This is a genomic window from Streptomyces sp. NPDC111606, assembly GCF_055656945.1.
The window spans coordinates 206,748-229,257 of sequence record NZ_JBVKBY010000009.1 but is presented as its reverse complement, the minus strand read 5'-3'; the positions used below and the strand labels follow the sequence as shown (position 1 = coordinate 229,257).

Genomic DNA, 22,510 nt, shown 5'->3' with positions numbered 1-22,510 from the left:
GCGTGCGGACGGCCTACTCACGGTTGCCCCCTGCGCGGGCAGGGCCAATCTCGATTGCGCTCGCCGCCCGGACCACGGCATCGTTCCCGAACACTTCCCGGTCCCGAGGAGGTCCACCGGTGCCCGACGTTCCGCCCCGCCGCCTGGCCCTCCTCGGCGGCGGCTTCTCCACCGAGGACGACGGCCTGCTCGACGACTGGCTCCTCGGACACGCGCGCACGCCCCGGCCGAGGGTCTGCTTTCTGCCCACCGCGAGCGGGGACGCACCGGGATACGCGGAGAGGTTCCTGACCGCGTTCCGGACGCGCTCCTCCTGCGCTCCCTCCGTCCTGCCACTGTTCCAACGGACGCTCGACGACGAGGCTCTTCGCGCGTACCTGCTCGCGCAGGACGTGGTCTACGTCGGCGGCGGAAACACCGCGAACCTGCTCGCCGTATGGCGTGTACACGGAGTGGACCGGCTTCTGCGCGAGGCCTACGACCACGGCACCCTGCTGTGCGGCATCAGCGCGGGCGCCAACTGCTGGGGCGAGGCCTCCCACACCGACTCCTTCGGCCCGCTGACCTCCCTGCCGGACGGTTTGGGGCTGCTGCCGGGTTCGGTCTGCCCGCACTACGACAGCGAACCGGGACGCCGGTCCTCCTACCGGTCGGCGGTGGGCGGCGGAGCGCTGCCCGCCGGGTGGGCTCTGGACGACGGGACAGGGACTCTCTTCACGGACGGCAGCGTGACGGAGGCGGTGACGCGTGCGCCGGGTGCACACGTGTACCGGGTGGCGGCGGACGGCGGAGGTGGGGGCGTCGTCCAGGAGTGGGCTCTGCCCTGTCGTCGGCTGTCCCGGGCTCCGGATGGGGGAGGCTTGCAGTCATGACCGAATCCAGAGCCTTGGCCTCCGCCGAGGAGATCCATGCCTACCTCGTCGAGCAGCTGAACCTCGCGCTTCGGCGGCCCGGGATGTTCGGGGGCGAGACGGCGCTGTGGATGTTGGTGGATCATCTGCTGTTCGTGGAAGGGCAACCCAAGGCGTGGGACGAGGAGAGGGCGCGTCTGGCGGAGCGTGGGTGCTGGGACGCGCTCGGGGTTCGAGGGGTGTTTCGCGAGCTGATTCCCGGTCGCCACTACGACAGCGGAACAACCTCGGTCCACGCCGAGTTCGCGCATCGACGCGACTGGCTGAAGCCGGACCGGGTCCTCGATGAGCAGGAGTACGAGGCCCTGGCCGGCCGAGCCCGTCAGTGGGCCGGCAAGGACCGGGTGTGGTCGGAGGTGATCGCCGAGTTCGGGGAACCCTCGGTGCTGTTCGGTGGAAACAACCCGCTCTACGGCAAGACACTCGGCTATCTCACCGGAGACACCGACCGGCCGATCATCCATTTCCACCTCTGGAACGGCAGCGCGGACGGAGACGAACCATCGTGGCCGCCCGCGCACGAGGAACCGCTCCTGTTCGCCGTCCGCTTCGGTGACGGCCCGTTCCGCGAGACCTTCACCTTCACCCCGGAAGGCCGTCGGCTGCGGCCGGCGGCCGAAAGGCAGTGCTGAGCCGGTTCCGCCCCAGGGGCTCGGCAGCTTGGCGATATCCGGTCGGTACCCCGTGCACAGTTGCCGTGTTCAATCACTTGGTATCGCGTCACGCATCACGACACGAACGGACGGCCCCACACGTCAGGAGGCATCGTGATCGCCGCTCCCGAGCCCGGACTGACCGAACGTGACATCGTCGAACGGGCCGTGAACCTGCGGCCCGTGCTGCTGGAACGCCAGCCGGAGACCGAACGGCTGACGCACTACCCCAAGGACACGCACGACGACTTCCTGCGGGCCGGCTTCTACCGGATGCTTCAGCCGCGCCGCTACGGCGGCTACGAGTTCGGCCTGCCCACCTTCTACCGCGTGGTCACCGAGATCGCACGCGGCTGCCCCTCCACCGGCTGGGCCCTGTCGCTCACGGCGGCCCACGTCCTCCAGGTCGCCGCGGTCTTCGAGGAGAGGGCGCAGGACGAGATCTTCGGCGCCGACGGCGACTTCCGCGCCGCCTCCACCGTCGCGCCCATCGGCGTCGCCCGCCCCGACGGCGACGGCCATGTCGTGCTGAACGGCACCTGGCCGTACTCCTCGGGCGCCCCGTACTCCACCCACTACGTCGGCCAGACCCTGCGCGCCCCCGACCGCGACGGCGCCCCGCCCGGACCTCCGGTGCTGTTCGTCGCCCCGCGCTCGGTGTGGACGGTGCTCGACGACTGGCACGGCGTCCTGGGCCTGCGCGGCAGCGGCTCCAACAGCATCTTCATGGAGCAGGCCCGCATCCCCGCGTACCTCACCCGCGAGGCGAGCCTGCTCGATCTGCCCGTCGAGGGCGGAAGCGCCGGCTCCGCCCTGCACGGCAACCCCATGTACGCGGGGCGGGCGCCGAGCTTCTTCCACGGCGAACTGGCCGCGATCATGATCGGCACCGCGTACGCCGCCGCCGACGAGTACGCCCGGGTCGTCGCCGACCGCCCCCTCATCCTCGAACCCGGCCGCACCCGGGCCGAACTCCACGACTACCAGCGGCACCTCGGCGAGGCCCTGGGCGTCATCCACACGGCCGAGGCGGCGCTGCAGCGCACCGCCGAGGAATGGATGGAGACCTGCCACCGCAATGCCAACGGCGGCCCGCCGTTCACCACCGTCGAGGACAACCGCCTCGCCCTCATGTTCCTGAACGCGGGCCGCATGACCTGGGACGTCCTCCAGGGCAGCCTCTTCCGCACCGCCGGTTCCCGGCACGCGCGCGACGGCGAGCGGATGCAGCGCTACTTCCGGGACGCGGCCACGTACTGGACCCACGTGGGCCCCAGCATGGCCGAGCCCCTCGCACGCCGCGTCGGCTGCGACCGCCTGGGGCAGCCGTCCGGCCACATTCCGTTGATCCCCTGACTCCTCCGCCGGGTGTTCCCCTGAGAAAGGACCTTCTGACCTTCTGACCAGCATTCCCATCCCCTGGACGGCGATAGGAATGCTCCGGTCCGGATCGGGTACGCGAGCAGGACCGCACCAGGGTCGATCACGTCCCGGGCGGCCCGCACTACCGCCGCTACCAGGGGATCTGTCATGGAGACACCAGCGAACGACAACACCGCCACACCGGCCCGGCGTGCGCTGGACGCGCTGGCCGGGAACAGCGAGGACGCGACGGCGATGGACACGCTCGCGAGCAGCGACGTCCTCGTCCCCGTCCCCGACGACGCCGATGAGCAGGACGCCATCGACCCCGGCGCCGTGGCGCTGCCGGTCATCGAGCGGTCGGACGGCGAGCCCGTCGTCCCCGTCTTCACCTCCGAGCCCGCGATGGCCGAGCTGCTGCCCTTCGTCTCCCGCTACCGCCTGGTACCGCTGGGCGCACTCGCCTCGCAGTGGCCGTCCGAGGACCTGGCCCTGACCATAGACGCCGGCTCCTCACACCCGCTGACGCTGACGTCGGAGGGCGTACGCACCCTGCTGGCGCGGCCCTAGCGCCGACCACGAGCGGCCATGCAGCGCCGACGGCGAGTGAAGACCTGAAGGGGACGAGTGGCACGTCAGCCACTCGTCCCCTTCGCGCCGTGCCACCCCAGCCGCCACTGACGGCACCCGGAACCGCCCCGGACCGCGGGTGAAGGTCGGCCGGAACTGCTCCCCGCCCCGGGGTGCTTCGGCCGTACGGAGAGGGAAGATCCCACCGGAAGAGCCGACGCGCGAAGGGTGGGGGGTCGTCTTGAGGTTCGTCCTGCTCGGTACCGCCGCCGGAGGCGGGTTTCCACGCTGGAACTGTGCCTGCGCGCGATGCGCCGCCGCCCGCGACGGCAAGCTGCCCGCCCGCAGCCCGGAATGCGCGGCCGTCACCGGCAACTCCCGCGACTGGTGGCTGCTGAACACCTCGCCCGACATCCGCGCCCAGCTCACCGCGGCCTCCGCCCTGTGGCCCAGCCCCCGGCACAGTCCCGTGCGGGGAGTGCTGCTGACCGACGCCGAGGCGAACCACGTGGCGGGCCTGGCCGTGCTGCGTGATGTGCCCGGACTGAAGACATACGCCGCCCCACCCGTTCTCGCCGCCCTGGCCCCGGCGCGGGCGGCGCTCGACCGTCACGACCCGTGGGAGTGGGCGGACAGCCTGACGGAAGGCGGCTTCGTGCTGGCCGGCGGGCTGGTCGTCACGGCCCACCCCGTCGGGGGTGAACCGCCGGCGTACGTACCGGCCCGGTCGTCGGACGACCGCTGGGTGACGGCGTACCGCATCGAGAACCTGGCGACCGGCGGCGTCCTCGTGTACGCGCCCCGTCTGCGCACCTGGAGCCCGATGCTGGACGACCTGATCGAGACGGCGGACTGCGTCGTCATGGACGGCACGCACTTCGCGCCGGACGAGACGCCGCAGGCCGGACGCCGGCTGTCCGTCTCGGGACCGGCCGGCAGCCTCGCCGCCCTGGCCCGGCACCCGCACGCCCGCCGGATCTACACCCACCTGACCGACACGAATCCCCTGCTCGACCCCGCCTCGGCGGCTCGTGCGCAGGTGTCCGAGGCGGGCGTGGAAGTGCTTCCGGACGGGACCGAGTTCGTGATCTGACGGCCCGGCGCCGGAGGCCTGTCAATCGACGTCCGACGCCCAGCCCTCAGCCGGTCAGCATCCGCGCCAGCGCGTCCCGCTGCAGCGGCAGTACCTCGGCGTGCAGCTCACGCCCCTTGCGGGTGAGGGTGACGTACACGCCGCGCCGGTCCTCGGCGCAGACGGATCGCTCCACCAGGCCGTCCTTCTCCAGCCGCCCTATGAGCCGGGACAGTGCGCTCTGGCTGAGATGAACCCGGCCGACCAGATTCTGCACCCGGCACTGCTCGCCCTCCTTGGGGGCCGCCGACGCGAGGATGTCGAGCACCTCGAAGTCGCTCGCGCCCAAGCCGTGCGGGTGCAGCACGCGGTCGATCTCGCACATCGTGCGCGCGTGCACGGAGAGGATGTCCCGCCAGCGTTCCTCGAGCCCGGCGTCGGCCGTCTTCACTGCCATACCTGGCACGGTAGCACCGATCCGGCCATTTGTTGCCTGTGCAACTAGTGCGCGCGCAAGGGAATCGGCCGGGCCTGCTTCGGGGGCGTCTCAGCCGGTCGCGTCCTGAAGCAGCCCGACGAGGTTGCCGTCCCCGTCCTTCACGGAGGCGATCAGCCGGCCGCCACCGACGTCGTGGACGTCCTGCAGCGCCTCGGCGCCCGCCTCCAGCAGAGCGGCGAAGGCCGTCCCGATGTCGTCGACGTGCCAGTAGGGCACCGGGCCGGTCATGCCCTTCGCGTGTCCGTTGGGGTCGAGGCCGACGTCCTGTCCGGCGTCCTTGAAGCCGACGTAGTACGGCTCGTCCGCATACGGTTCCGTGCCCAGCAGGGCCTTGAACAGGGCCTTCGCCCGGTCCAGGTCCTTGACGGGGTAGATGATCGTGTTGACTCCGGCGGTCATGACGTCCTCCTGACGTGAAGTGTGCCCGATGGTTTTCGTCGGTGGTTTCACGCTAGGACGGGGGAGTCCGGAGCTGCTTCTTCATTCCTGACCGGTCACTGACCGGTCGCGGACGGAGGGCGCCGACGGCCGCGTCGCCATGCAGCGCGCCCGGCGCCCCGCGGCCCGCTCACGCCACTACGTCGACTCCCGCTTCACCAGCTCAGTCGGCAGGATCACCGCAGCCGGGTCCTCGCCGCCGATCTGCGCGAGCAGCAGCCTCACCATCTCGGCGCTGATGCGGTCGTAGGGCTGGCGGATCGTCGTGAGGGCGGGAGTGGCCTCCGTCGCCGCTGCGGAGTCGTCGAAGCCGCCGACGGCGACGTCCTCGGGCACCCGGCGGCCGGCCCGGTGCAGTGCGGCCAGGGCGCCCTGTGCCATCAGGTCGGACGCCACGAACAAGGCGTCCATGTCAGGGGCCTGCGCCAGCAGCCGCTCGGTACCCGCCTCGCCGCTGGCACGGCTGTAGTCGCCGGAGACGATGAGCCGCTCGTCGCTCTCGACGCCCGCCTCGGTGAGTACCTCCTTGTAGCCGGCGAGCCGATCGACACCGCCCGGCGTGTCCAGGGGACCGCTCACCACGCCGATCCGGCGGCGCCCGACGGACAGCAGATGGCGCACCATGTCACGGGCGCCGTCCCGGTCGTCCGCCGCCACGTAACTCACCTTGGAGCCGGGGCCCATGGGCTTGCCGCACTGGACGAGCGGCACACCCGCCTCGCGCAGTTCCTCGGCGACCCGGTCACCGGAGTGGCTGGACACCAGCAGCACCCCGTCCACGTGCCCCGCCGTGATGTACCGCGTGATGCGCCGCCGCTCGTCCTTCGTGCCGGCCAGCATCAGCAGCAAAGGGATGTCGTGCGCGGCCAGTGCCTGCGTGCAACCGCTCAGCAGGACGTTGAAGTTGGGGTCCTCGAAGAACCTCTCCTGCGGCTCGGTCAGCAGGAAGCCGATCGAGTCCGAACGCCCCGTGATCAGAGAGCGGGCATGCCGGTTGACGACGTAACCCGTCTTGCGGATCGCCGCGTTGACCGCCTCCTGCGCGGTCGGGCTGACGTAGTGCCCGCCGTTGAGCACGCGCGAGACCGTGCCCCGTGAGACTCCGGCCTCGCGCGCCACGTCGTGGATCGTCGGCGGCTTGCGTCGGCCCCCCGTGTTGCTCATGGTCATGACTTTACGGCCCCGGAGAGCAGATCCAGGCTCCAGAACCGCTGGACGACCAGGAAGAGCGCGACCAGCGGGAAAACCGCGAGGAACGCGCCGGTGATCACCAACGTGTACAGCGCCGGGGTGTTGGCGCCCTGCTCGAGGAGTGTGTACAGACCGAGCGTGATCGGGAACTTCTCGTCGTCGCTGAGCATGATGTACGGCAGCAGGAAGTTGTTCCAGATCGCCACGAACTGGAACAGGAACACCGTCACCATGCCCGGCACCATCATCGGCAGCGCGACCCGCGTGAAGATCCGCCACTCGCTCGCGCCGTCCATCCGCCCGGCCTCGACCACGTCGGCGGGGACGGCGGCGGCCGCGTAGATCCGCGCGAGGTAGACGCCGTACGGCGAGAGGATCTGCGGCAGCATCACGGACAGGTACGAGTCCGTGAGGTCGGCCTGCGCCAGCAGCAGGTACTGCGGGATGGCGAGGATGACCGGCGGCATCAGCACGCCCGCCAGCAGCACGTTGAAGAGCGTCTCGCGGCCCGGGAAGCGGTAGATGGCGAGCGCGTAGCCGCTGAACGCCGAGACGACCGTCGACAGCAGGGCGCCGAGGCCGGCGTACAGGGCGGAGTTGCCCATCCACTGCCAGTACACGCCGTCGCGGTAGGCGCTCAGGTCCGCGAAGTTGTCGGCGAAGCCCGTGCCCGGCAGGAACGTGAACGTGGAGAACAGCTCGCTGCCGGACTTCGTCGCCGCGATCACCACCCAGGCGACCGGCAGCAGGCAGTACACCGCGCCGAGCAGCAGCGTGATCGTCGGGATCAGTGCGGTCCGGCGGCGCAGCGGCGGGCGGTTCCGGACGGTGCCGGGGGCGGTGCCGGCGGCCCGCCCGGTCTTGCGCACAGCAAGAGAACTCATCGTGCTGCCTCCTGCTTGTTACGGCGGTTCGCGGCGCGCAGGAAGCCGAAGGACAGCAGCAGCGTGGCCAGGGCGATGATCGTGGCCTGGGCGGCCGCCGCATGGATGTCGCCCTTGCCGAAGGCGTCCTGGTACACCTTCATCAGCGGACTCCACGTCGTGGACACGGAGTTGGTGAGCGGCTTGAGGGTGGTCGGCTCGCTGAACACCTGGAGCGTGGCGATGATCGAGAAGAAGAAGGTCAGCACCAGCGAGGGTGCCACCATCGGGATCTTGATCCGCAGCGCGATCTGCAGCGGCGTGGCACCGTCCAGCTTGGCCGCCTCGTACACCTCGGCCGGGATGGCCTGCAGCGACGTGTAGATGACGATCATGTTGAAGCCGGTGCCGCCCCAGACCGCGATGTTCGACAGGGCGAGGTAGAGCGGACCGCCTTCCAGCAGGTCCGGCTGCGGCATGCCCAGCCTGTCGAGCACGAAGTAGAACGGGCTGACGTCCGGCAGGTACAGAAAGCCCCACAGCAGCGCGGCCACCACGCCCGGGATGGCGTAAGGCAGGAAGATCGCGAGCCGTGTGAACGGCGCGAGGCGCACCTTCTCGGAGTCCAGCATCAGCGCGAACAGCAGGGCGAGGCCCAGCATCACCGGCACCACGATGCAGCCGTAGCCGAGCACGCGCAGCGCGCCGTTCAGCAACTCGCTGTCGGTGAGCGCGTCCGTGTAGTTCTCCAGGCCGGCCCAGACCTCCTTGCGGGCGCCGGAACCGAGCCCGAGTCCGGAGACCTGCACCTTGCGGAAGCTGAGCCAGATCGCGTACCCGATGGGCAGGGCGAAGAAGAGCAGGAAGAGGGCCGTTGCGGGGATGAGGAAGGCGTACGGGGCCCCCTTCACCCCGTACGCCCTCCGGCTTGTGCTGGTCACTCGGAGACCTCGAAGCCCTGCTTCTCGAGGTCGGCGACCGTGTCGTCCTGCATGGCCTTCAGCGCGGCGCCGAAGCCGGACATGTTCTTCGCGGCGGAGCCGAAGGCGTCCTTGAACGTCGTGTACGCGACGTTCACGTTCGGGCCCCACGCGGACGGCGCCGTGCTCTCGGCGATCTCGGCGGCCTTCGTGTAGAAGTCGGGCTGGTTGGAGAAGTAGTCCGGCGGCGTGGTGAACGCGCCGCTGAGCTGGGCCGAGGTGGAGGCCGGGTAGATGCCGCTCTCCTTGGCGAGCGCGTTGAGCGCGTCGCCGTCGGAGTTCAGCCAGGCGGCGAACTTCGCGGCGGCCGCCTTGTGCTCGGAGTCGGTGGTGACGGCGGTGGAGGAACCGCCCCAGCTGCCGGTGACGTTGTCCGAGTCGGACCACTGGGGGAGCGGGGCCATGGCCCACTTGCCCTTGGTGTCGGGCGCGGCCGTGGTCAGGGTGCCCGGCGCCCACACGGCGCTGACCCAGGCGATCTGCTTGCCGGTGTTGAGCGCCTTGTTCCAGGCCGGCGTGTACATCGGCTGGTTGTCGACGGCGCCCTCCTTGACGAGGTCGCCCCAGAACTCGGCGACCTTCTGCGAGGCGGCGTCGTCGATGCCGACCTTCCACTTGTCGCCGGACGTCGTCCACCACTTGGCGCCGGCCTGCTGGGCCAGCCCCGCGAAGAGGCCGGAGTCATTGGCGGAGAAGGTGGTCAGGTCCTTGTCCGGGGCCTTCTTCTTGAGCGCGCGGGCGGTCTCGGCGAACTCGTCCCAGGTGGCCGGGACCTTCAGGCCGTACTGCTTGAAGAGGTCCTCGCGGTAGTAGAACATCATCGGCCCGATGTCCTGCGGGACCGCGTAGACCGCGTCCGTGCCCAGCGTCGTCTGCTGCCAGACACCCTCGGCGAACTTGCCCTTCGCGTCGCCGACCTCGCTCGCTATGTCCGCGACCGCGTCATTGCTGACCAGCGTCGGCAGCGCCTGGTACTCGGCCTGGACCAGGTCGGGCGCCTTGCCCGCCTTGTGAGCGGTGAGGATCTTGGTGACCAGCGTGTCGCCGGACGCCTGCTTCTTCACCGTGACCGTGATCCGGTCCTTCTTGCCCTGGCCCTTGTTCCACAGGTCGACGACCTTGTCCATGCCGGGCGTCCAGGTCCAGTACGTCAGCGAGACGGGACCGGACTCGGCCTCGCTGTCGCTCCCGGACGAGCCGCACGCGGCGAGGGCGGTGGCGCCGAGGGCGACGGCGACGGACGTGGCTGCGCTTCTGACGAAGAGCCGCCGGCGCTTCGTGATGGGCATGGATCTCTCCCCTGACCTGGGGTCTCCGCCTGTTGCGAAGACCTGCCATGCTTCTGTGAGCGTTCACAGTAGAGAAACATCCCGGACACTTGTCAATGGTTGTTGCTGTGCGGTTATGTTGGGCTCGCATCGCCCATGATGTGTGTGCACGTTCCCAACTGATCGATAAATCGGGAGACATTCCATGCCGGAGACCACCCCCAGGGGCCTCACGAGGCTCGCCTTCGGTGGGGACTACAACCCCGAGCAGTGGCCGGAGAGCGTCTGGCAGGAGGACGTCCGGCTGATGCGGGAGGCCGGCGTCACGATGGTGAGCGTCGGGATCTTCTCCTGGGCCCTGCTGGAGCCGTCACCGGGGGCGTACGACTTCGGCTGGCTGGACCGCCTGTTCGACCTGCTGCACGAGAACGGCATCCGCGTCGACCTGGGCACACCCACCGTCTGCCCGCCGGTGTGGTTCTACCGCGCCCACCCCGAGGCCCTGCCCGTGACGGCGCAGGGCGTGCGCCACGAGTTCGGCTCGCGCGCCGCCATCTGTCACAGCAACGCCGACTACCGCGCGGCAGCCGCGGGCATCACCACCCGGCTCGCCGACCGCTACGGCGATCACCCGGCGCTGGCGATGTGGCACGTGCACAACGAGTACGGCGTCCCCGTCTCGGCCTGTCACTGCGACTCCTGCGCGGCACACTTCCGGCGTTGGCTGGAGTCGACGTACGGCACGGTCGAGGCGGTCAACGAGGCCTGGGGGACCGCCTTCTGGGGGCAGCGGTACTCGCACCTGGACGAGATCAATCCGCCGCGCCTCACGCCGACGGCCGTCAACCCGGCACAGGCGCTGGACTACAAGCGGTTCGCCGACGCCACCATGCGCGAGAACTTCCGCATGGAACGGGACATCCTGCACCGCCTCGCGCCGGGCGTCCCGGTCACGACCAACTTCATGACAGCCCTCAGCCAGTGCGACTCCGTCGACTACTGGGCCTGGGGCCGCGAGGTCGACATCGTCACCAACGACCACTACCTGATCACCGACGGCCGCCGCACCCACGTCAACCTCGCCATGGCCGCCGACCTCACCCGCTCGGTCGCCGGGGGAGCCCCCTGGATCCTGCTGGAGCACTCCACCTCGGGCGTCAACTGGCAGCCCCGCAACCCCGCCAAGGCCCCCGGCCAGATGGCCCGCAACTCCCTCGCCCACGTGGCGCGCGGCTCCGAGGGTGCCATGTTCTTCCAGTGGCGGCAGTCCCGGCGCGGCGCCGAGAAGTTCCACTCGGCGATGCTCCCGCACGGCGGCACCGACACACGCGTGTGGCGTGAGGTCGTCGAACTCGGCGCCGCCCTGGACTCGTTGGGCGCCGTGCGCGGCACCCGCACGCAGGCCGACGTGGCGATGCTGTGGGACTGGCACTCCTGGTGGGCGCAGAGCCTCGACTGGCGCCCCAGCGAGGAGCACGACGCCCGCGAGCGCGCCGACGCCTTCTACGAGGCGCTCTACGACCGCCACCTCACGGTCGACTTCGCCCACCCCGAAGCCGATTTGTCGAGCTATCCCCTTGTCGTCGTACCGGCCTCGTACCTGATGACCGAGGCGGCCGGGAACAACCTCACGGAGTACGTCGAGAACGGCGGCACCCTCGTCGTGTCGTACTTCTCCGGCATCGTCGACGAGCACGACGCCGTGCACGAGGGCGCCTACCCGGGGCCGCTGCGGGACGTCCTCGGCCTGACCGTCGAGGAGTTCTCACCGCTGCTCCAGGACCGGCTGGTGCGCATCACCGGCCCGGACGGCTCCGAGCTGAGCGGCGACGTGTGGAGCGAGTTCGTCGTCCCGCGCGGCGCCGAGACCGTCTGGACGTACGCCGACGGCCTGACCGCGGGACACCCCGCCGTCACCCGGCACCGCCTCGGCGAGGGCACGGCCTGGTACGTCTCCACGCGCCTGGGCACCGACGGTCTCGACGCGCTGCTGGGCTGGGCGATCGAGGACGCGCAGGTCGCCCCGCGTGTCGACCTGCCCCGTGATGTCGAGGTCGTGCGCCGTACCGGCGAGTCGGGAAGCTACCTGTTCGCGATCAACCACACCGCGTCGGACGCCAAGGTGCCGCTGGAGGCGCCCGGCGCCGAGCTGCTGACCGGCGAACGCGCCGCGGGCCGCCTCGAGGTCCCCGCCGGAGCCGTACGGGTCGTACGACTCGACGGCTGAGCCGACTCCCCTCCGCCCGCGCGTGCCACGAGCCGCGGGTGGAGGGGCTCCTCACCGCAGTTTCCTCACCGCGGCGGTGAGGGATCCCCATCCCCATACGTCGAAGGGACGACGGACGACGATGTTCCATCCCAGACGCACCCTCCGAGCCCTGCTGCTGCCGCTCGCCGCCGGACTCGCCCTCACCGCCCTGCCCGCGCAGACCGCCTCGGCGGCGAGCACGCTCACCAACGGCGGTTTCGAGTCCGACGGCACCGGCACCGCCACGCCGGCCGGATGGTCCACGTACTCGGCGGCCGGCCAGAGCGCGGCCTCCTTCACCGAGGCCGGTGGCCACGGTGGGAGTTACCGACTCACCCACTGGGCGTCCGCCGCGTACAAGGTGGAGACGTACCAGTACCTGTCCGGGCTGACCAACGGGAACTACCGGCTCACCGCCTGGGTCCGCTCGGGTGGTGGCCAGAACTCGGCGTACATGGCGCTGAGGAACTGCGGTGGCGCCGAGCAGCGCACCGACCTTCCGGTCTCGGCGAGCGGCTGGATCCGTATCGTCGTGCCGGTCACTGTGACCGGAAACCAGTGCACCATCAGCATCAACAGTGACGCGAACGCGGGCAACTGGATCAACGTCGACGACCTGACCTTCGCGTCCGGTACGAGCGGCACGTCGATCCACGGCGCCGACATCTCCTCCCTTGCCAAGAGCGAGGCCAAGGGCGGCGTCTACAGAACCGGTTCGGGCACGACCGCAGACGCGATCACCATCCTGAAGAACGCCGGCATGAACTACGCGCGGCTGAAGGTCTGGGTCAACCCGGCCGACGGCTACAACAACAAGACGCGCGTGCTGGCCATGGCCAAGCGCGTCAAGGCGGCCGGCATGAAACTGCTGGTCGACTTCCACTACTCGGACACCTGGGCAGACCCGGGTGCCCAGGGCAAGCCGGCCGCCTGGGCCGGGCACTCGTACAGTCAGCTCAAGACCGACGTGTACAACCACACGTACGACGTGTTGAACGCGTTGAAGGCCCAGGGCACCACCGCCGACATGGTCCAGGTGGGCAACGAGATCAACGGCGGCATGCTGTGGACCGAGGGGTCCACGGACAACTGGTCGCAGCTCGCCGGCCTGCTCAACTCCGGCTATGACGCGGTCAAGGCCGTCAACCCGGCCACCACCGTCGCGCTGCACCTCGCCAAGGGCGGCGACCTGTCCGGCACCCGCTGGTGGTTCGACAGCGCGGTCGCGAACGGCGTGAAGTTCGACGCCATCGGCCTGTCCTACTACGGCTACTGGCACGGCTCGCTCCACGACTTCCAGACGACCCTGGACGACGCGGCCGCCCGCTACGGCAAGCCGGTCTTCGTCGCCGAGACGGCCTACCCGTTCCGGCTGGACAGCAAGGACTCGCACGAGGAGATCATCAACACCACCGGCGAACTGGTCTCCGGCTACCCGGCGAACACGGCCGGGCAGCGCCGCTGGATGAACGACGTGACCAGCATCGTCGAGGCAGTCCCGAACGGCCGTGGCCTCGGCGTCTTCTACTGGGAGGCGACCTGGACCGCCGTCACCGGCAACGGCTGGGACCCGACCGACGCCTCCTCCGGCAACGGCTGGGAGAACCAGGCCCTGTTCGGCTACGACGACACGGCCCTCTCCTCGATGGCGTGGTTCGGCCACCGGTGAGTTCGCCGACTCCGTTGAATCCGTGACCAACGGGCCCGGCCGCGCCCCTGCGGCCGGGCCCCACCGCGTCCGGGACGCAGAAGGCCGGTCCTCCGTCGAACACCCCTATGTCGTACGGCCGTTCGGTACCGGACAAGCGTCCGAGAGTCCCGGACACGGCGGCTTCGACTGCGGGACAGTGGGGCATACGCGCTAGGACGCGGCCCACGGAGGGGGGACGAGATGCTGAGGACTCCCGTCAGCGCAACGCGCCACGACATCCTGGAATGGCTCAAGGATCCGGTCGCGCACTTCCCGAAGCGGCGACATGGCGATCCCGTCGAGGACGGCGTCACCGCGGACGCCGTGGCCGCGAAGCTCGGAGTGCCGCGCAAGGTCGCCGAGGCCCACCTCGGCCTGCTCACGGGCTTCGGCATGCTGCGCACCAAGCGGATCCGGCGGCGCGTGTACTACCGTCGCGACGACATGCGGATCGCCGAGGTCGCGCGCCTGTTTGAGAAGGGCTGGTAGGCGGCGAACCGACAACGCGGAGCCGGGAGTCGAGCGCCTTGGCACACCAGGGCGACGAAGGGATGACGCACATGGAACGTCCGGGGGCGCTCGTCCCGCACCGCTACGTCGCGATCGGCGGCCGAGGCCCGGAGGACGTCATCGCCGACGCCCGCGGCCGTGTCCTGACCGGCCTCGAGGACGGCCGTATCCTGCGCCTCGACGGCTTGGCGGACGCAGAGTCCCGTGCCGAGGTCCGTGTCGAGGTGCTCGCCGAGACCGGCGGCCGACCACTGGGCCTCGAACTCCTGCCGGACGACGCCCTGTTGGTGTGCGACGCCGAACGCGGACTGCTCCGCGTCGACCTCACCGACGGCACCGTACGCATCCTCGCCGACTCGGCGGCGGGGGAGCGGCTGCGGTTCTGCAGCAATGTCGTCGCCCTGCCCGACGGCAGCGTCTATTTCACCGTCAGCAGCCGCCGGCACCCCCTGGAGCACTGGATCGGCGACCTCGTCGAACACACCGCCACGGGCCGCCTGCTGCGCCTCGCCCCCGGCAGCGACACCCCCGAAGTCCTTCTGGACGGGCTCCAGTTCGCCAACGGCCTCGCCCCGAGCGCCGACGGTTCCTTCCTGGTCGTCGCCGAGACCAGCGAGTGCCGCCTCACCCGCTACTGGCTCACCGGGCCCCGTGCCGGACACAGCGAGCCCTTCGCCGAGAACCTGCCGGGCATGCCGGACAACCTCTGGCGCGGCACACCCGACGGCCCGATCTGGGTGGCGCTGGCCGGCCCGCGCGTGCCCCCGCTGGACCTCCTGCACCGCGCCGCCCCCACCGTACGCCGCGCCGCCGCCCGCGTCGCCGTGCGCGCCCCGTTCCGTCCCACGGGCACGATCGGCGTGCTCGCCCTCGACGACACCGGACGGGTCGTCCACCACCTGGCCCGCCGCCGCTCCGGCTTCCGCATGGTCACCAGCGTCTGCGAGACCGGCGGCCACCTGGTCCTCGGGAGCCTGTGGGAGCGGGGCGTGGCGCTCTGCGAGCTGCCCGAGCAGAAGTGACCCGCCTTCGCGTCCGGGGTTAGGCTGTTCAGCAGCCGTGATCATCGTCGCGGCGCGGCGGTGGGGCCCGCCGTACCCGAACCGCGGCGCGCATGCCGCCAACGGTCCCTACTTGCGACCGCGCCCGTCTGCCCGGGCCCCGGCGAGTAGGAGACGTACGACCATGACAGCCCCGGACACCGAGAGCCTGCGCGCCCCGCGGCAGCCCGCGTGGCGGACACAGGCGCCGATCGTCGCGGTGGTCGCACTCGGCGGAGCCATCGGCGCCACGGCCCGGTACGCGGTCTCCCTGTGGTGGCCCGCCCAGCCCGGGGGCTTCCCCTGGGCGACCTTCTGGATCAACGTCGTCGGCTGCGCCATGATCGGCGTGCTCATGGTGATCATCACCGAGGTCCGGCCCGCCCACCGCCTCGTCCGCCCCTTCGTCGGCACCGGAGTGCTCGGAGGCTTCACCACCTTCTCCACGTACGCCGTCGACATCCAGCAGCTCGTCGACAGCGGCCACCCCCGCACCGGAATGGCCTATCTCGCCGCCACCCTGATCGCGGCACTCACGGCGGTCTGGCTCGCGACGGCGGCGACCCGCCGCGTCCTGAAACGGAGGCAGCCATGACCAGGCTGACCGGCAGTGCCCTGCGCCTCACCGTGTTCGTCGGCGAGCACGACACCTGGCACCACAAGCCCCTCTACTCGGAGATCGTGCACCGCGCCCACGCGGCCGGCCTCGCGGGCGCCAGCGTCTTCCGCGGCATCGAGGGCTTCGGCGCCTCCTCGCTGATCCACACCTCCCGGCTGCTGTCCCTGAGCGAGGACCTGCCGGTCACGGTCGTGATCGTCGACACCGAGGAGCGCGTACGGGCCTTCCTGCCGCAGCTCGACGAACTCGTCACCGAAGGGCTCGTCACCCTCGACGCCTGCGAGGTCATCCGGTACACCGGCCGCGGAAACCCTCCGTCCGAACCGGATACGACAGGCAGGAACACGGAAGGTGAGACGCCGCCGTGAACTGGCTCCTGGTGATCGCGGGTGCCGTCGTCGGCGCACCGCTGCGCTATCTCACCGACCGGGCGGTGCAGTCCCGGCACGACTCGGTGTTCCCCTGGGGCACCTTCCTCGTCAATGTCAGCGGCTGCCTGGTCCTCGGCCTGCTCACCGGCGCGGCAGCCCAGGGCGCCGCGAGTTCCCACCTCCAGCTGCTGCTCGGCACCGGGCTGTGCGGGGCCCTGACCACGTACTCGACCTTCTCGTACGAGACCCTGCGGCTGACGGAGACGGGAGCCGGGCTCTACGCCGTCCTCAACGTCGTGGGGAGTGTGATCGCGGGCCTCGGCGCGGCGTTCGCGGGAGTGACGATCGCCCAGGCGGTGTGGTCCTAGACGACGACACCGCCACCGTTGCCGCAGGAACCACACCCGCACCTGGTAGGACAGTGCGCGCCACTGCTGTCCCGCCGACCCCGGAACTGGATCCCATGAGCGCCATCAGCGTCGGTCAGGCCGTCGTCCTCGGAGCCGTCGAGGGGGTGACCGAGTTCCTGCCCGTGTCCTCGACCGGGCATCTGAAGATCGCCGAGGGGCTCATGGGCATCCCCGTCGACGACGACGCGGTCATCGGGTTCTCGGCCGTCATCCAGGTCGGCGCGATCGCCGCAGTGCTCGTGTACTTCTTCAAGGACATCGTGCGGATCGTCTCCGCATGGCTGCGCGGGCTGCGGGACAAGGAGGAGCGGTACCACCACGACTACCAGTTCGCCTGGTGGGTGATCTGCGCGACGATCCCGATCATCGTCGTGGGCCTGGCCGCCAAGCCGCTCATCAAGGGGCCGCTCGCCTCCCTGTGGGTGGTCGCCGGCTCGCTGATCGTCGGCAGCGGCGTGATGTGGGCCGCGGACCGGATGGGCCGGCACAAGCGAGGGGAGGACGACACCTCCTTCAAGGACGCGATGCTCGTCGGCAGCTCCCAGATCCTCGCCCTGCTCTTCCCGGGCTTCTCGCGCTCCGGCGCCACGATGTCCACCGCGCTGATGCTCGACCTGGACCGCGTCGCCGCCACCCGGCTGTCCTTCTTCCTCGGGATCCCGGCCCTCACCGGCGCCGGCATCTACGAGCTGAAGGACGCCCTCGGCACGACGGGCACGGGCGCGCTGCCCCTGGCCGTCGGCACCACCGTCTCCTTCGTCGTCGCCTACACCTCCATCGCCTGGCTGCTGAAGTTCGTCGCCAAGCACTCCTTCAACGCCTTCGTGATCTACCGGATCGTGGTCGGGCTGCTGCTCTTCGGGCTCCTGGGTGCGGGCGTGATCAACAGCTGACACAGGCGCCCGCCGGTCGGCCGGCCGGGCGGAGCGCGGTCGGCTTTGCTGGTTCACACCCGGTGAACCTCACCCACCGGCTCCCCTTGACACCACCCCCACCTCACCCGGAGTATCACTTCCGTGAACCTGTCAGACAGCCGGACAGCCGGACAGCCGCCGAGGCGGGTCAGCGCCATGGAAGCGGTCCTGGCGCACCTGCGCAGTGCCATCGAGCGCGGCGACTACGCCATCGGGGACAAACTCCCCTCCGAGGCGGAACTCTGCCGCAGCCTGGAGATCAGCCGACCCGTGCTGCGCGAGGCCCTCAGGGCCCTGCAGACCATGGGCCTGACCGTCTCCAAGACCGGCAAGGGCACCTTCGTCGTCGCCAGCGCGGTCGAGGACCCGACCTTCGGCGACTACGCGGCCAGTGACCTGCTGGAGGTGCGCCGGCACGTCGAGATCCCGGTCGCCGGATACGCGGCCCTGCGCCGTACCCCGGAGAACCTCGACCACCTGGCTCACCTGCTCGACCGTATGGAACGGGAGACGGACACCACCGCGTGGGTCGCGATGGACACCCTCTTCCACCTGGCCGTGGCCGAGGCCGCCCAGAACCCGGTCTTCCGCCGGGTCATCGAGGAGATCCGCGACGCACTGGCGCGTCAGTCGGCCTTCCTCAACGAGCTGGGCGGCCGGCGCGAGCAGTCCAACCGCGAGCACCGGGCGATCGTCGAGGCGCTGATCGACGGTTCCGAACTCGACGCGACCGACGCCATGGCGCATCACCTCGACCGCGTCGAGACGACCCTCACCGACATCGTGCGCCCCCCGCGCACGGACAGCACCACGGAAGGCGGACCCGAGGCGTGAGTGAGCAGTCCCTGCACGAGGGCGTGCAGAAACGTTCCGGCCATGTCGACGCCGGAGACGCCGGCTACAGCAAGTCGCTGAAGTCGCGGCACGTCAACATGATCGCCATCGGCGGAGCCATCGGCACCGGCCTGTTCCTCGGCGCCGGCGGCCGGCTCGCCGACGCCGGGCCGTCCCTGTTCATCGCCTACGCGGTCTGCGGCGTATTCGCCTTCCTCGTCGTGCGCGCCCTCGGCGAACTCGTCCTGTACCGGCCGTCCTCCGGCGCCTTCGTGTCGTACGCCCGGGAGTTCATGGGTGAGAAGGGCGCGTACACCGCGGGCTGGATGTACTTCCTGAACTGGGCGACCACCGGCATCGCCGACATCACCGCGGTGGCGACGTACACCCACTACTGGGGCATGTTCTCCGACATCCCGCAGTGGGTGATCGCGCTGATCGCCCTCGCGGTTGTCCTCACCGTGAACCTGATATCTGTGAAGATCTTCGGCGAGCTGGAGTTCTGGTTCGCGATCATCAAGGTGGGCGCGCTCGTCGTCTTCATGTGCATCGGCATCTTCCTGCTGGTCACCCAGCAGCCCGTGGACGGCCACACCCCCGGCCCGTCCCTGATCACCGACAACGGCGGCCTCTTCCCCAGCGGCCTGCTGCCCATGCTGCTGATCGTCCAGGGCGTCGTCTTCGCCTACGCCTCCGTCGAGCTGGTCGGCGTCGCCGCCGGTGAGACCGAGAACCCCGAGAAGATCATGCCGAAGGCGATCAACTCGATCATGTGGCGCGTGGGCCTCTTCTACGTCGGCTCCGTCCTCCTGCTCTCGATGCTGCTGCCCTGGTCGTCGTACAAGGCGGGCGAGAGCCCGTTCGTCACCGTGCTGTCCAACATCGGCATCCCGGCGGCCGGCGGCGTCATGAACCTGGTCGTGATGACCGCGGCCATGTCCTCGCTCAACTCCGGCCTGTACTCCACCGGCCGCATCCTGCGCTCCATGGCCATGTCCGGCTCCGCCCCGAAGTTCACCTCGGTGATGAGCCGCAGCCAGGTCCCGTACGGCGGCATCCTGCTGACCAGCGGTATCTGTGTCCTCGGCGTCGGACTCAACTTCGTCGTCCCGGCCGATGCGTTCGAGATCGTGCTGAACTTCGCCGCGATCGGCATCCTCGCCACCTGGGGCATGATCATGATCTGTCACCTGCTCTTCTGGCAGAAGACCCAGAAGGGCGAGCTCGACCGGCCCGGCTACCGACTGCCGGGCTCCCCCTGGACCGAACTCGTGACGCTGGCGTTCCTCGCCTCCGTCCTGGTCCTCATGTACGCCGACGGAGGCGCCGGCCGCACCACCGTGCTGTGCCTGCCGCTGATCGTCGGAGCGCTGGTCGCGGGCTGGTACACCATCCGCGGCCGTGTCGCCCGCACCGCCACCAAGGCCGACGCGTGAACCCGTGTCGGTCGACGCCCCCTCATCGACCCAGGACAGCCAGGCAGTGATGTACAGCAGCTCCATGGCGGACGCACCCCTTGTCCGCGAACCTCTCCACGCCCCCGTCGCCCACCTCATACGCGGCGGAATGATCGAAGGCACCCACTACGGCTCCGTCGTCGTCCTCGGCGCCGACGGCAAGGTGGACTTCCAACTCGGTGACATCGAGGCCGCCTTCTACCCGCGCTCCGCACTCAAGCCCGTCCAGGCCGTGGCCATGGCCCGGGCCGGGCTGCCGCTCGACGGCGAGCTCCTCTCGCTCACCGCGGCGAGCCACTCCGGCGAGGAACGCCACCTCGCCGGAACCCGGCGCATCCTCGAACTCGCCGCGCTCACCGAGGACCACCTGCGCAACGTCCCGGACATGCCGTTCGACCCGGTCGTCCGGGACGCCTGGGTGCGGGAGGGACGCCTGCCTTCCCGGCTCGCGCAGAACTGCTCCGGCAAGCACGCGGCGATGCTGTACACCTGCGCGCTCAACGGCTGGTCCCTGGACGACTACCTCGACCCCGGGCACCCGCTGCAGCAGGCGATCGCCGAGATCGTCGAGGACCTCACGGGGCAGCGGATCGCTCGCACCACCGTCGACGGGTGCGGGGCGCCGTTGTTCTCCGTCTCGCTGCACGGCCTTGCCCGTGCCGCCGCCCGCATCACCACCGCGGTGCCGGGCACGCCCGAGGCTCGGGTCGCCGACGCGATGCGCGAGCATGCGGAGATGGCCTCCGGCACCGGGCGAGACGTGGCCGCGCTGATGCGGGCCGTGCCGGGTCTGCTCGCCAAGGACGGGTTCGAGGGCGTGCAGGTCGCTGCGCTGGCGGACGGGCGGGCTGTTGCCGTGAAGATCGCCGATGGGGCGAATCGGGCGCGGATACCGGTTGCCGCCGCCGCTCTTGCATGGGCCGGGGTGGACCCGGAGCTGCTCGCCGAGTTCCAGGGCGAGGCGCTTCTCGGGGGCGGTCAGGCGGTCGGGTGTGTGCGGCCCGTTCGTGCGCTGGAGCCGGTTGTTGTTTCGGCCTGCGCCTAAGGATGTGCCGGAAGTGCTGTTCTGCGGCTGCGGGCCGATTGTGGCTGGTCGCGCAGTTCCCCGCGCCCCTGAAGGGGCGCTCACCCTCACCTGCATTGAAAGAGGAACCGTTCCCTCATGACCGCTGCCATCCGTAGCGAACACGACCTGCTCGGCGACCGTGACATCCCCGCCGACGCCTACTGGGGTGTCCACACCCTGCGCGCCACCGAGAACTTCCCCATCACCGGGACGCCGATCTCGGCCTACCCGCACCTCATCGACGCCCTCGCCGCCGTCAAGGAGGCCGCCGCGCTCGCCAACGAGGAGCTCGGGCTGCTGGAGGCGAAGAAGGCTGCTGCCATCGTTGCCGCCTGTCGGGAGATCCGGTCCGGCAAGCTGCACGACCAGTTCGTCGTGGACGTCATCCAGGGCGGCGCCGGCACGTCGACCAACATGAACGCCAACGAGGTCGTCGCCAACCGGGCGTTGGAGCTGCTGGGGTTCGAGAAGGGGCAGTACCAGCACCTGCACCCCAACGAGGACGTCAACCTCGGCCAGTCGACCAACGACGTCTACCCGACCGCCGTCAAGATCGCGACGGTGTTCGCGGTGCGCGGGCTGCTCAAGGCGATGGCGGTACTTCAGGACGCGTTCGCCCGCAAGGCCGTCGAATTCCGCGACGTGCTCAAGATGGGCCGTACGCAGTTGCAGGACGCGGTGCCGATGACGCTCGGGCAGGAGTTCTCCGCGTACGCCGTCATGCTCGACGAGGACCGGTCCCGACTTGCCGAGGCCGTCGAGCTGATCCATGAGATCAACCTGGGCGCGACGGCCATCGGTACCGGACTGAACGCCCCCGCCGGCTACGCCGAGTCGGCCAGGCGTCACCTCGCCGAGATCACCGGGCTCCAGCTGGTCACCGCCGCCAACCTGGTCGAGGCGACCCAGGACTGCGGCGCGTTCGTCCAGATGTCCGGCGTGCTCAAGCGCATCGCCGTCAAGCTCAGCAAGAGCTGCAACGACCTGCGGCTGCTGTCGTCCGGTCCGCGCGCGGGTCTGGGCGAGATCAACCTGCCTCCCGTGCAGGCCGGTTCGTCGATCATGCCCGGCAAGGTCAACCCGGTGATCCCCGAGGTCGTCAACCAGGTCGCGTTCGAGGTGATCGGCAACGACGTCGCCATCACCATGGCCGCCGAGGCCGGACAGCTCCAGCTCAACGCCTTCGAGCCGATCATCCTGCACTCCCTGTCGGAGTCGATCACCCATCTGCGGGCCGCCTGCCTGACGCTCGCCGAGCGCTGCGTGGACGGCATCACCGCCAACACCGAGGCGCTGCGCCGGACCGTGGAGAACTCCATCGGCCTGGTCACCGCCCTGAACCCGCACATCGGCTACACGGCGGCCACCGACATCGCCAAGGAGGCCCTGGTCAGCGGCCGCGGCGTCGCCGAACTCGTCCTGGAGAAGGGCCTGTTGCCCGCCGAGACCCTCGCCGACCTGCTGCGCCCCGAGATCGTCGCGGGCAGCGGCCAGGCCCTGGCCTGAACCGGCCGTGAACCGCTGAAGCGCACCCGGACCGGCAG

At 70.1% G+C, this 22,510-nt stretch carries 23 protein-coding genes; 17 read left to right on the top strand and 6 right to left on the bottom strand.

Annotated elements, in window-relative coordinates; genetic code table 11:
* Window positions 1-119 precede the first annotated feature (119 nt).
* The 5 genes from ACZ7M7_RS30175 to pqqB all read left to right on the top strand — a co-directional run bounded on the left by ACZ7M7_RS30175 (window position 120) and on the right by pqqB (window position 4,589).
* A complete protein-coding gene (locus ACZ7M7_RS30175; RefSeq protein WP_472122123.1) occupies window positions 120-872 on the top strand; it encodes a Type 1 glutamine amidotransferase-like domain-containing protein in 753 nt (250 codons plus the stop codon).
* A complete protein-coding gene (locus ACZ7M7_RS30170; protein WP_472122120.1) occupies window positions 869-1,543 on the top strand; it encodes a hypothetical protein in 675 nt (224 codons plus the stop codon). The genes ACZ7M7_RS30175 and ACZ7M7_RS30170 overlap by 4 nt, the downstream gene beginning before the upstream one ends.
* Before the next feature lie 135 nt (window positions 1,544-1,678).
* Window positions 1,679-2,920: an acyl-CoA dehydrogenase family protein gene (locus ACZ7M7_RS30165; protein WP_472122117.1), complete on the top strand. Its 1,242-nt coding sequence runs from the start codon at window positions 1,679-1,681 to the stop codon at window positions 2,918-2,920.
* A gap of 174 nt (window positions 2,921-3,094) precedes the next feature.
* A complete protein-coding gene (locus ACZ7M7_RS30160; protein WP_383597916.1) occupies window positions 3,095-3,496 on the top strand; it encodes an SseB family protein in 402 nt (133 codons plus the stop codon).
* Between the two features lie 241 nt (window positions 3,497-3,737).
* A complete protein-coding gene (gene pqqB, locus ACZ7M7_RS30155) occupies window positions 3,738-4,589 on the top strand; it encodes a pyrroloquinoline quinone biosynthesis protein PqqB (protein ID WP_383597913.1) in 852 nt (283 codons plus the stop codon).
* A gap of 46 nt (window positions 4,590-4,635) precedes the next feature.
* Here the strand turns inward: pqqB and ACZ7M7_RS30150 are convergent, their stop codons facing one another.
* The 6 genes from ACZ7M7_RS30150 to ACZ7M7_RS30125 form a co-directional block, all read right to left on the bottom strand.
* Complete coding sequence (locus ACZ7M7_RS30150; RefSeq protein WP_383597910.1) at window positions 4,636-5,025, bottom strand: MarR family winged helix-turn-helix transcriptional regulator; 390 nt, start codon at window positions 5,023-5,025, stop codon at window positions 4,636-4,638.
* A 90-nt stretch (window positions 5,026-5,115) separates the two neighbouring features.
* Window positions 5,116-5,466 (bottom strand): VOC family protein, encoded by a 351-nt coding sequence (locus ACZ7M7_RS30145; protein ID WP_472122113.1) that lies wholly within the window; start codon window positions 5,464-5,466, stop codon window positions 5,116-5,118.
* A 177-nt stretch (window positions 5,467-5,643) separates the two neighbouring features.
* Window positions 5,644-6,675: a LacI family DNA-binding transcriptional regulator gene (locus ACZ7M7_RS30140; protein WP_383597904.1), complete on the bottom strand. Its 1,032-nt coding sequence runs from the start codon at window positions 6,673-6,675 to the stop codon at window positions 5,644-5,646.
* Complete coding sequence (locus ACZ7M7_RS30135; RefSeq protein WP_472122110.1) at window positions 6,672-7,580, bottom strand: carbohydrate ABC transporter permease; 909 nt, start codon at window positions 7,578-7,580, stop codon at window positions 6,672-6,674. Before ACZ7M7_RS30135 ends, ACZ7M7_RS30140 begins: the two co-directional genes overlap by 4 nt.
* Window positions 7,577-8,500, bottom strand: coding sequence for a carbohydrate ABC transporter permease (locus ACZ7M7_RS30130; RefSeq protein ID WP_472122107.1), 924 nt, complete (start codon window positions 8,498-8,500; stop codon window positions 7,577-7,579). Before ACZ7M7_RS30130 ends, ACZ7M7_RS30135 begins: the two co-directional genes overlap by 4 nt.
* Window positions 8,497-9,828: an ABC transporter substrate-binding protein gene (locus ACZ7M7_RS30125; RefSeq protein ID WP_472122104.1), complete on the bottom strand. Its 1,332-nt coding sequence runs from the start codon at window positions 9,826-9,828 to the stop codon at window positions 8,497-8,499. The genes ACZ7M7_RS30130 and ACZ7M7_RS30125 overlap by 4 nt, the downstream gene beginning before the upstream one ends.
* Window positions 9,829-10,012: 184 nt before the next feature.
* On the opposite strand from ACZ7M7_RS30125, the gene ACZ7M7_RS30120 reads away from it, so the two are divergent.
* From ACZ7M7_RS30120 to aspA, 12 genes are all read left to right on the top strand, one after another.
* On the top strand, window positions 10,013-12,034 hold the full coding sequence (locus ACZ7M7_RS30120) for a beta-galactosidase (protein WP_472122101.1): 2,022 nt from the start codon (window positions 10,013-10,015) through the stop codon (window positions 12,032-12,034).
* A 121-nt stretch (window positions 12,035-12,155) separates the two neighbouring features.
* On the top strand, window positions 12,156-13,724 hold the full coding sequence (locus tag ACZ7M7_RS30115) for a glycoside hydrolase family 53 protein (protein ID WP_472122098.1): 1,569 nt from the start codon (window positions 12,156-12,158) through the stop codon (window positions 13,722-13,724).
* A gap of 222 nt (window positions 13,725-13,946) precedes the next feature.
* Entirely contained in the window at window positions 13,947-14,234 is a 288-nt protein-coding gene (locus ACZ7M7_RS30110) for an ArsR family transcriptional regulator (protein ID WP_472122095.1), read from the top strand.
* A gap of 71 nt (window positions 14,235-14,305) precedes the next feature.
* The gene (locus tag ACZ7M7_RS30105) at window positions 14,306-15,277 is read left to right on the top strand and encodes an SMP-30/gluconolactonase/LRE family protein (RefSeq protein ID WP_472122092.1); all 972 of its coding nucleotides are present in this window, start codon (window positions 14,306-14,308) and stop codon (window positions 15,275-15,277) included.
* Between the two features lie 163 nt (window positions 15,278-15,440).
* The gene (gene crcB, locus ACZ7M7_RS30100) at window positions 15,441-15,890 is read left to right on the top strand and encodes a fluoride efflux transporter CrcB (RefSeq protein WP_472122089.1); all 450 of its coding nucleotides are present in this window, start codon (window positions 15,441-15,443) and stop codon (window positions 15,888-15,890) included.
* Window positions 15,887-16,282, top strand: coding sequence for a DUF190 domain-containing protein (locus ACZ7M7_RS30095; RefSeq protein WP_472122086.1), 396 nt, complete (start codon window positions 15,887-15,889; stop codon window positions 16,280-16,282). Before crcB (ACZ7M7_RS30100) ends, ACZ7M7_RS30095 begins: the two co-directional genes overlap by 4 nt.
* Window positions 16,279-16,653, top strand: a complete 375-nt coding sequence (gene crcB, locus ACZ7M7_RS30090; RefSeq protein ID WP_472122083.1) for a fluoride efflux transporter CrcB — start codon at window positions 16,279-16,281, stop codon at window positions 16,651-16,653. Before ACZ7M7_RS30095 ends, crcB (ACZ7M7_RS30090) begins: the two co-directional genes overlap by 4 nt.
* 95 nt (window positions 16,654-16,748) lie before the next feature.
* Window positions 16,749-17,588 carry an undecaprenyl-diphosphate phosphatase gene (locus ACZ7M7_RS30085; protein ID WP_472122080.1) on the top strand — a complete coding sequence of 280 codons (840 nt, stop codon included), beginning with the start codon at window positions 16,749-16,751 and terminating at the stop codon, window positions 17,586-17,588.
* Window positions 17,589-17,765: 177 nt separating this feature from the next.
* Window positions 17,766-18,443: a FadR/GntR family transcriptional regulator gene (locus ACZ7M7_RS30080; protein WP_383599693.1), complete on the top strand. Its 678-nt coding sequence runs from the start codon at window positions 17,766-17,768 to the stop codon at window positions 18,441-18,443.
* Window positions 18,440-19,879: an amino acid permease gene (locus tag ACZ7M7_RS30075; protein WP_383597868.1), complete on the top strand. Its 1,440-nt coding sequence runs from the start codon at window positions 18,440-18,442 to the stop codon at window positions 19,877-19,879. The genes ACZ7M7_RS30080 and ACZ7M7_RS30075 overlap by 4 nt, the downstream gene beginning before the upstream one ends.
* Before the next feature lie 49 nt (window positions 19,880-19,928).
* Complete coding sequence (locus tag ACZ7M7_RS30070; protein ID WP_383597865.1) at window positions 19,929-20,945, top strand: asparaginase; 1,017 nt, start codon at window positions 19,929-19,931, stop codon at window positions 20,943-20,945.
* 117 nt (window positions 20,946-21,062) lie between these two features.
* Window positions 21,063-22,472 (top strand): aspartate ammonia-lyase, encoded by a 1,410-nt coding sequence (aspA, locus tag ACZ7M7_RS30065; protein WP_472122077.1) that lies wholly within the window; start codon window positions 21,063-21,065, stop codon window positions 22,470-22,472.
* The last annotated feature ends 38 nt before the right edge of the window (window positions 22,473-22,510 follow it).

Excerpts from the sequence above, each read along its gene's own strand:
- ACZ7M7_RS30140 (WP_383597904.1), bottom strand. The coding sequence starts at position 6,675 with ATGACCATGAGCAACACGGGGGGCCGACGCAAGCCGCCGACGATCCAC.
- ACZ7M7_RS30115 (WP_472122098.1), top strand. The coding sequence starts at position 12,156 with ATGTTCCATCCCAGACGCACCCTCCGAGCCCTGCTGCTGCCGCTCGCC.
- ACZ7M7_RS30110 (WP_472122095.1), top strand. The coding sequence starts at position 13,947 with ATGCTGAGGACTCCCGTCAGCGCAACGCGCCACGACATCCTGGAATGG.
- ACZ7M7_RS30150 (WP_383597910.1), bottom strand. The coding sequence starts at position 5,025 with ATGGCAGTGAAGACGGCCGACGCCGGGCTCGAGGAACGCTGGCGGGAC.
- aspA (WP_472122077.1), top strand. The coding sequence starts at position 21,063 with ATGACCGCTGCCATCCGTAGCGAACACGACCTGCTCGGCGACCGTGAC.
- ACZ7M7_RS30125 (WP_472122104.1), bottom strand. The coding sequence starts at position 9,828 with ATGCCCATCACGAAGCGCCGGCGGCTCTTCGTCAGAAGCGCAGCCACG.
- ACZ7M7_RS30170 (WP_472122120.1), top strand. The coding sequence starts at position 869 with ATGACCGAATCCAGAGCCTTGGCCTCCGCCGAGGAGATCCATGCCTAC.
- ACZ7M7_RS30120 (WP_472122101.1), top strand. The coding sequence starts at position 10,013 with ATGCCGGAGACCACCCCCAGGGGCCTCACGAGGCTCGCCTTCGGTGGG.
- crcB (WP_472122089.1), top strand. The coding sequence starts at position 15,441 with ATGACAGCCCCGGACACCGAGAGCCTGCGCGCCCCGCGGCAGCCCGCG.
- ACZ7M7_RS30095 (WP_472122086.1), top strand. The coding sequence starts at position 15,887 with ATGACCAGGCTGACCGGCAGTGCCCTGCGCCTCACCGTGTTCGTCGGC.
- ACZ7M7_RS30080 (WP_383599693.1), top strand. The coding sequence starts at position 17,766 with ATGGAAGCGGTCCTGGCGCACCTGCGCAGTGCCATCGAGCGCGGCGAC.
- ACZ7M7_RS30070 (WP_383597865.1), top strand. The coding sequence starts at position 19,929 with ATGTACAGCAGCTCCATGGCGGACGCACCCCTTGTCCGCGAACCTCTC.
- ACZ7M7_RS30145 (WP_472122113.1), bottom strand. The coding sequence starts at position 5,466 with ATGACCGCCGGAGTCAACACGATCATCTACCCCGTCAAGGACCTGGAC.
- ACZ7M7_RS30105 (WP_472122092.1), top strand. The coding sequence starts at position 14,306 with ATGGAACGTCCGGGGGCGCTCGTCCCGCACCGCTACGTCGCGATCGGC.
- ACZ7M7_RS30160 (WP_383597916.1), top strand. The coding sequence starts at position 3,095 with ATGGAGACACCAGCGAACGACAACACCGCCACACCGGCCCGGCGTGCG.
- ACZ7M7_RS30085 (WP_472122080.1), top strand. The coding sequence starts at position 16,749 with ATGAGCGCCATCAGCGTCGGTCAGGCCGTCGTCCTCGGAGCCGTCGAG.
- ACZ7M7_RS30135 (WP_472122110.1), bottom strand. The coding sequence starts at position 7,580 with ATGAGTTCTCTTGCTGTGCGCAAGACCGGGCGGGCCGCCGGCACCGCC.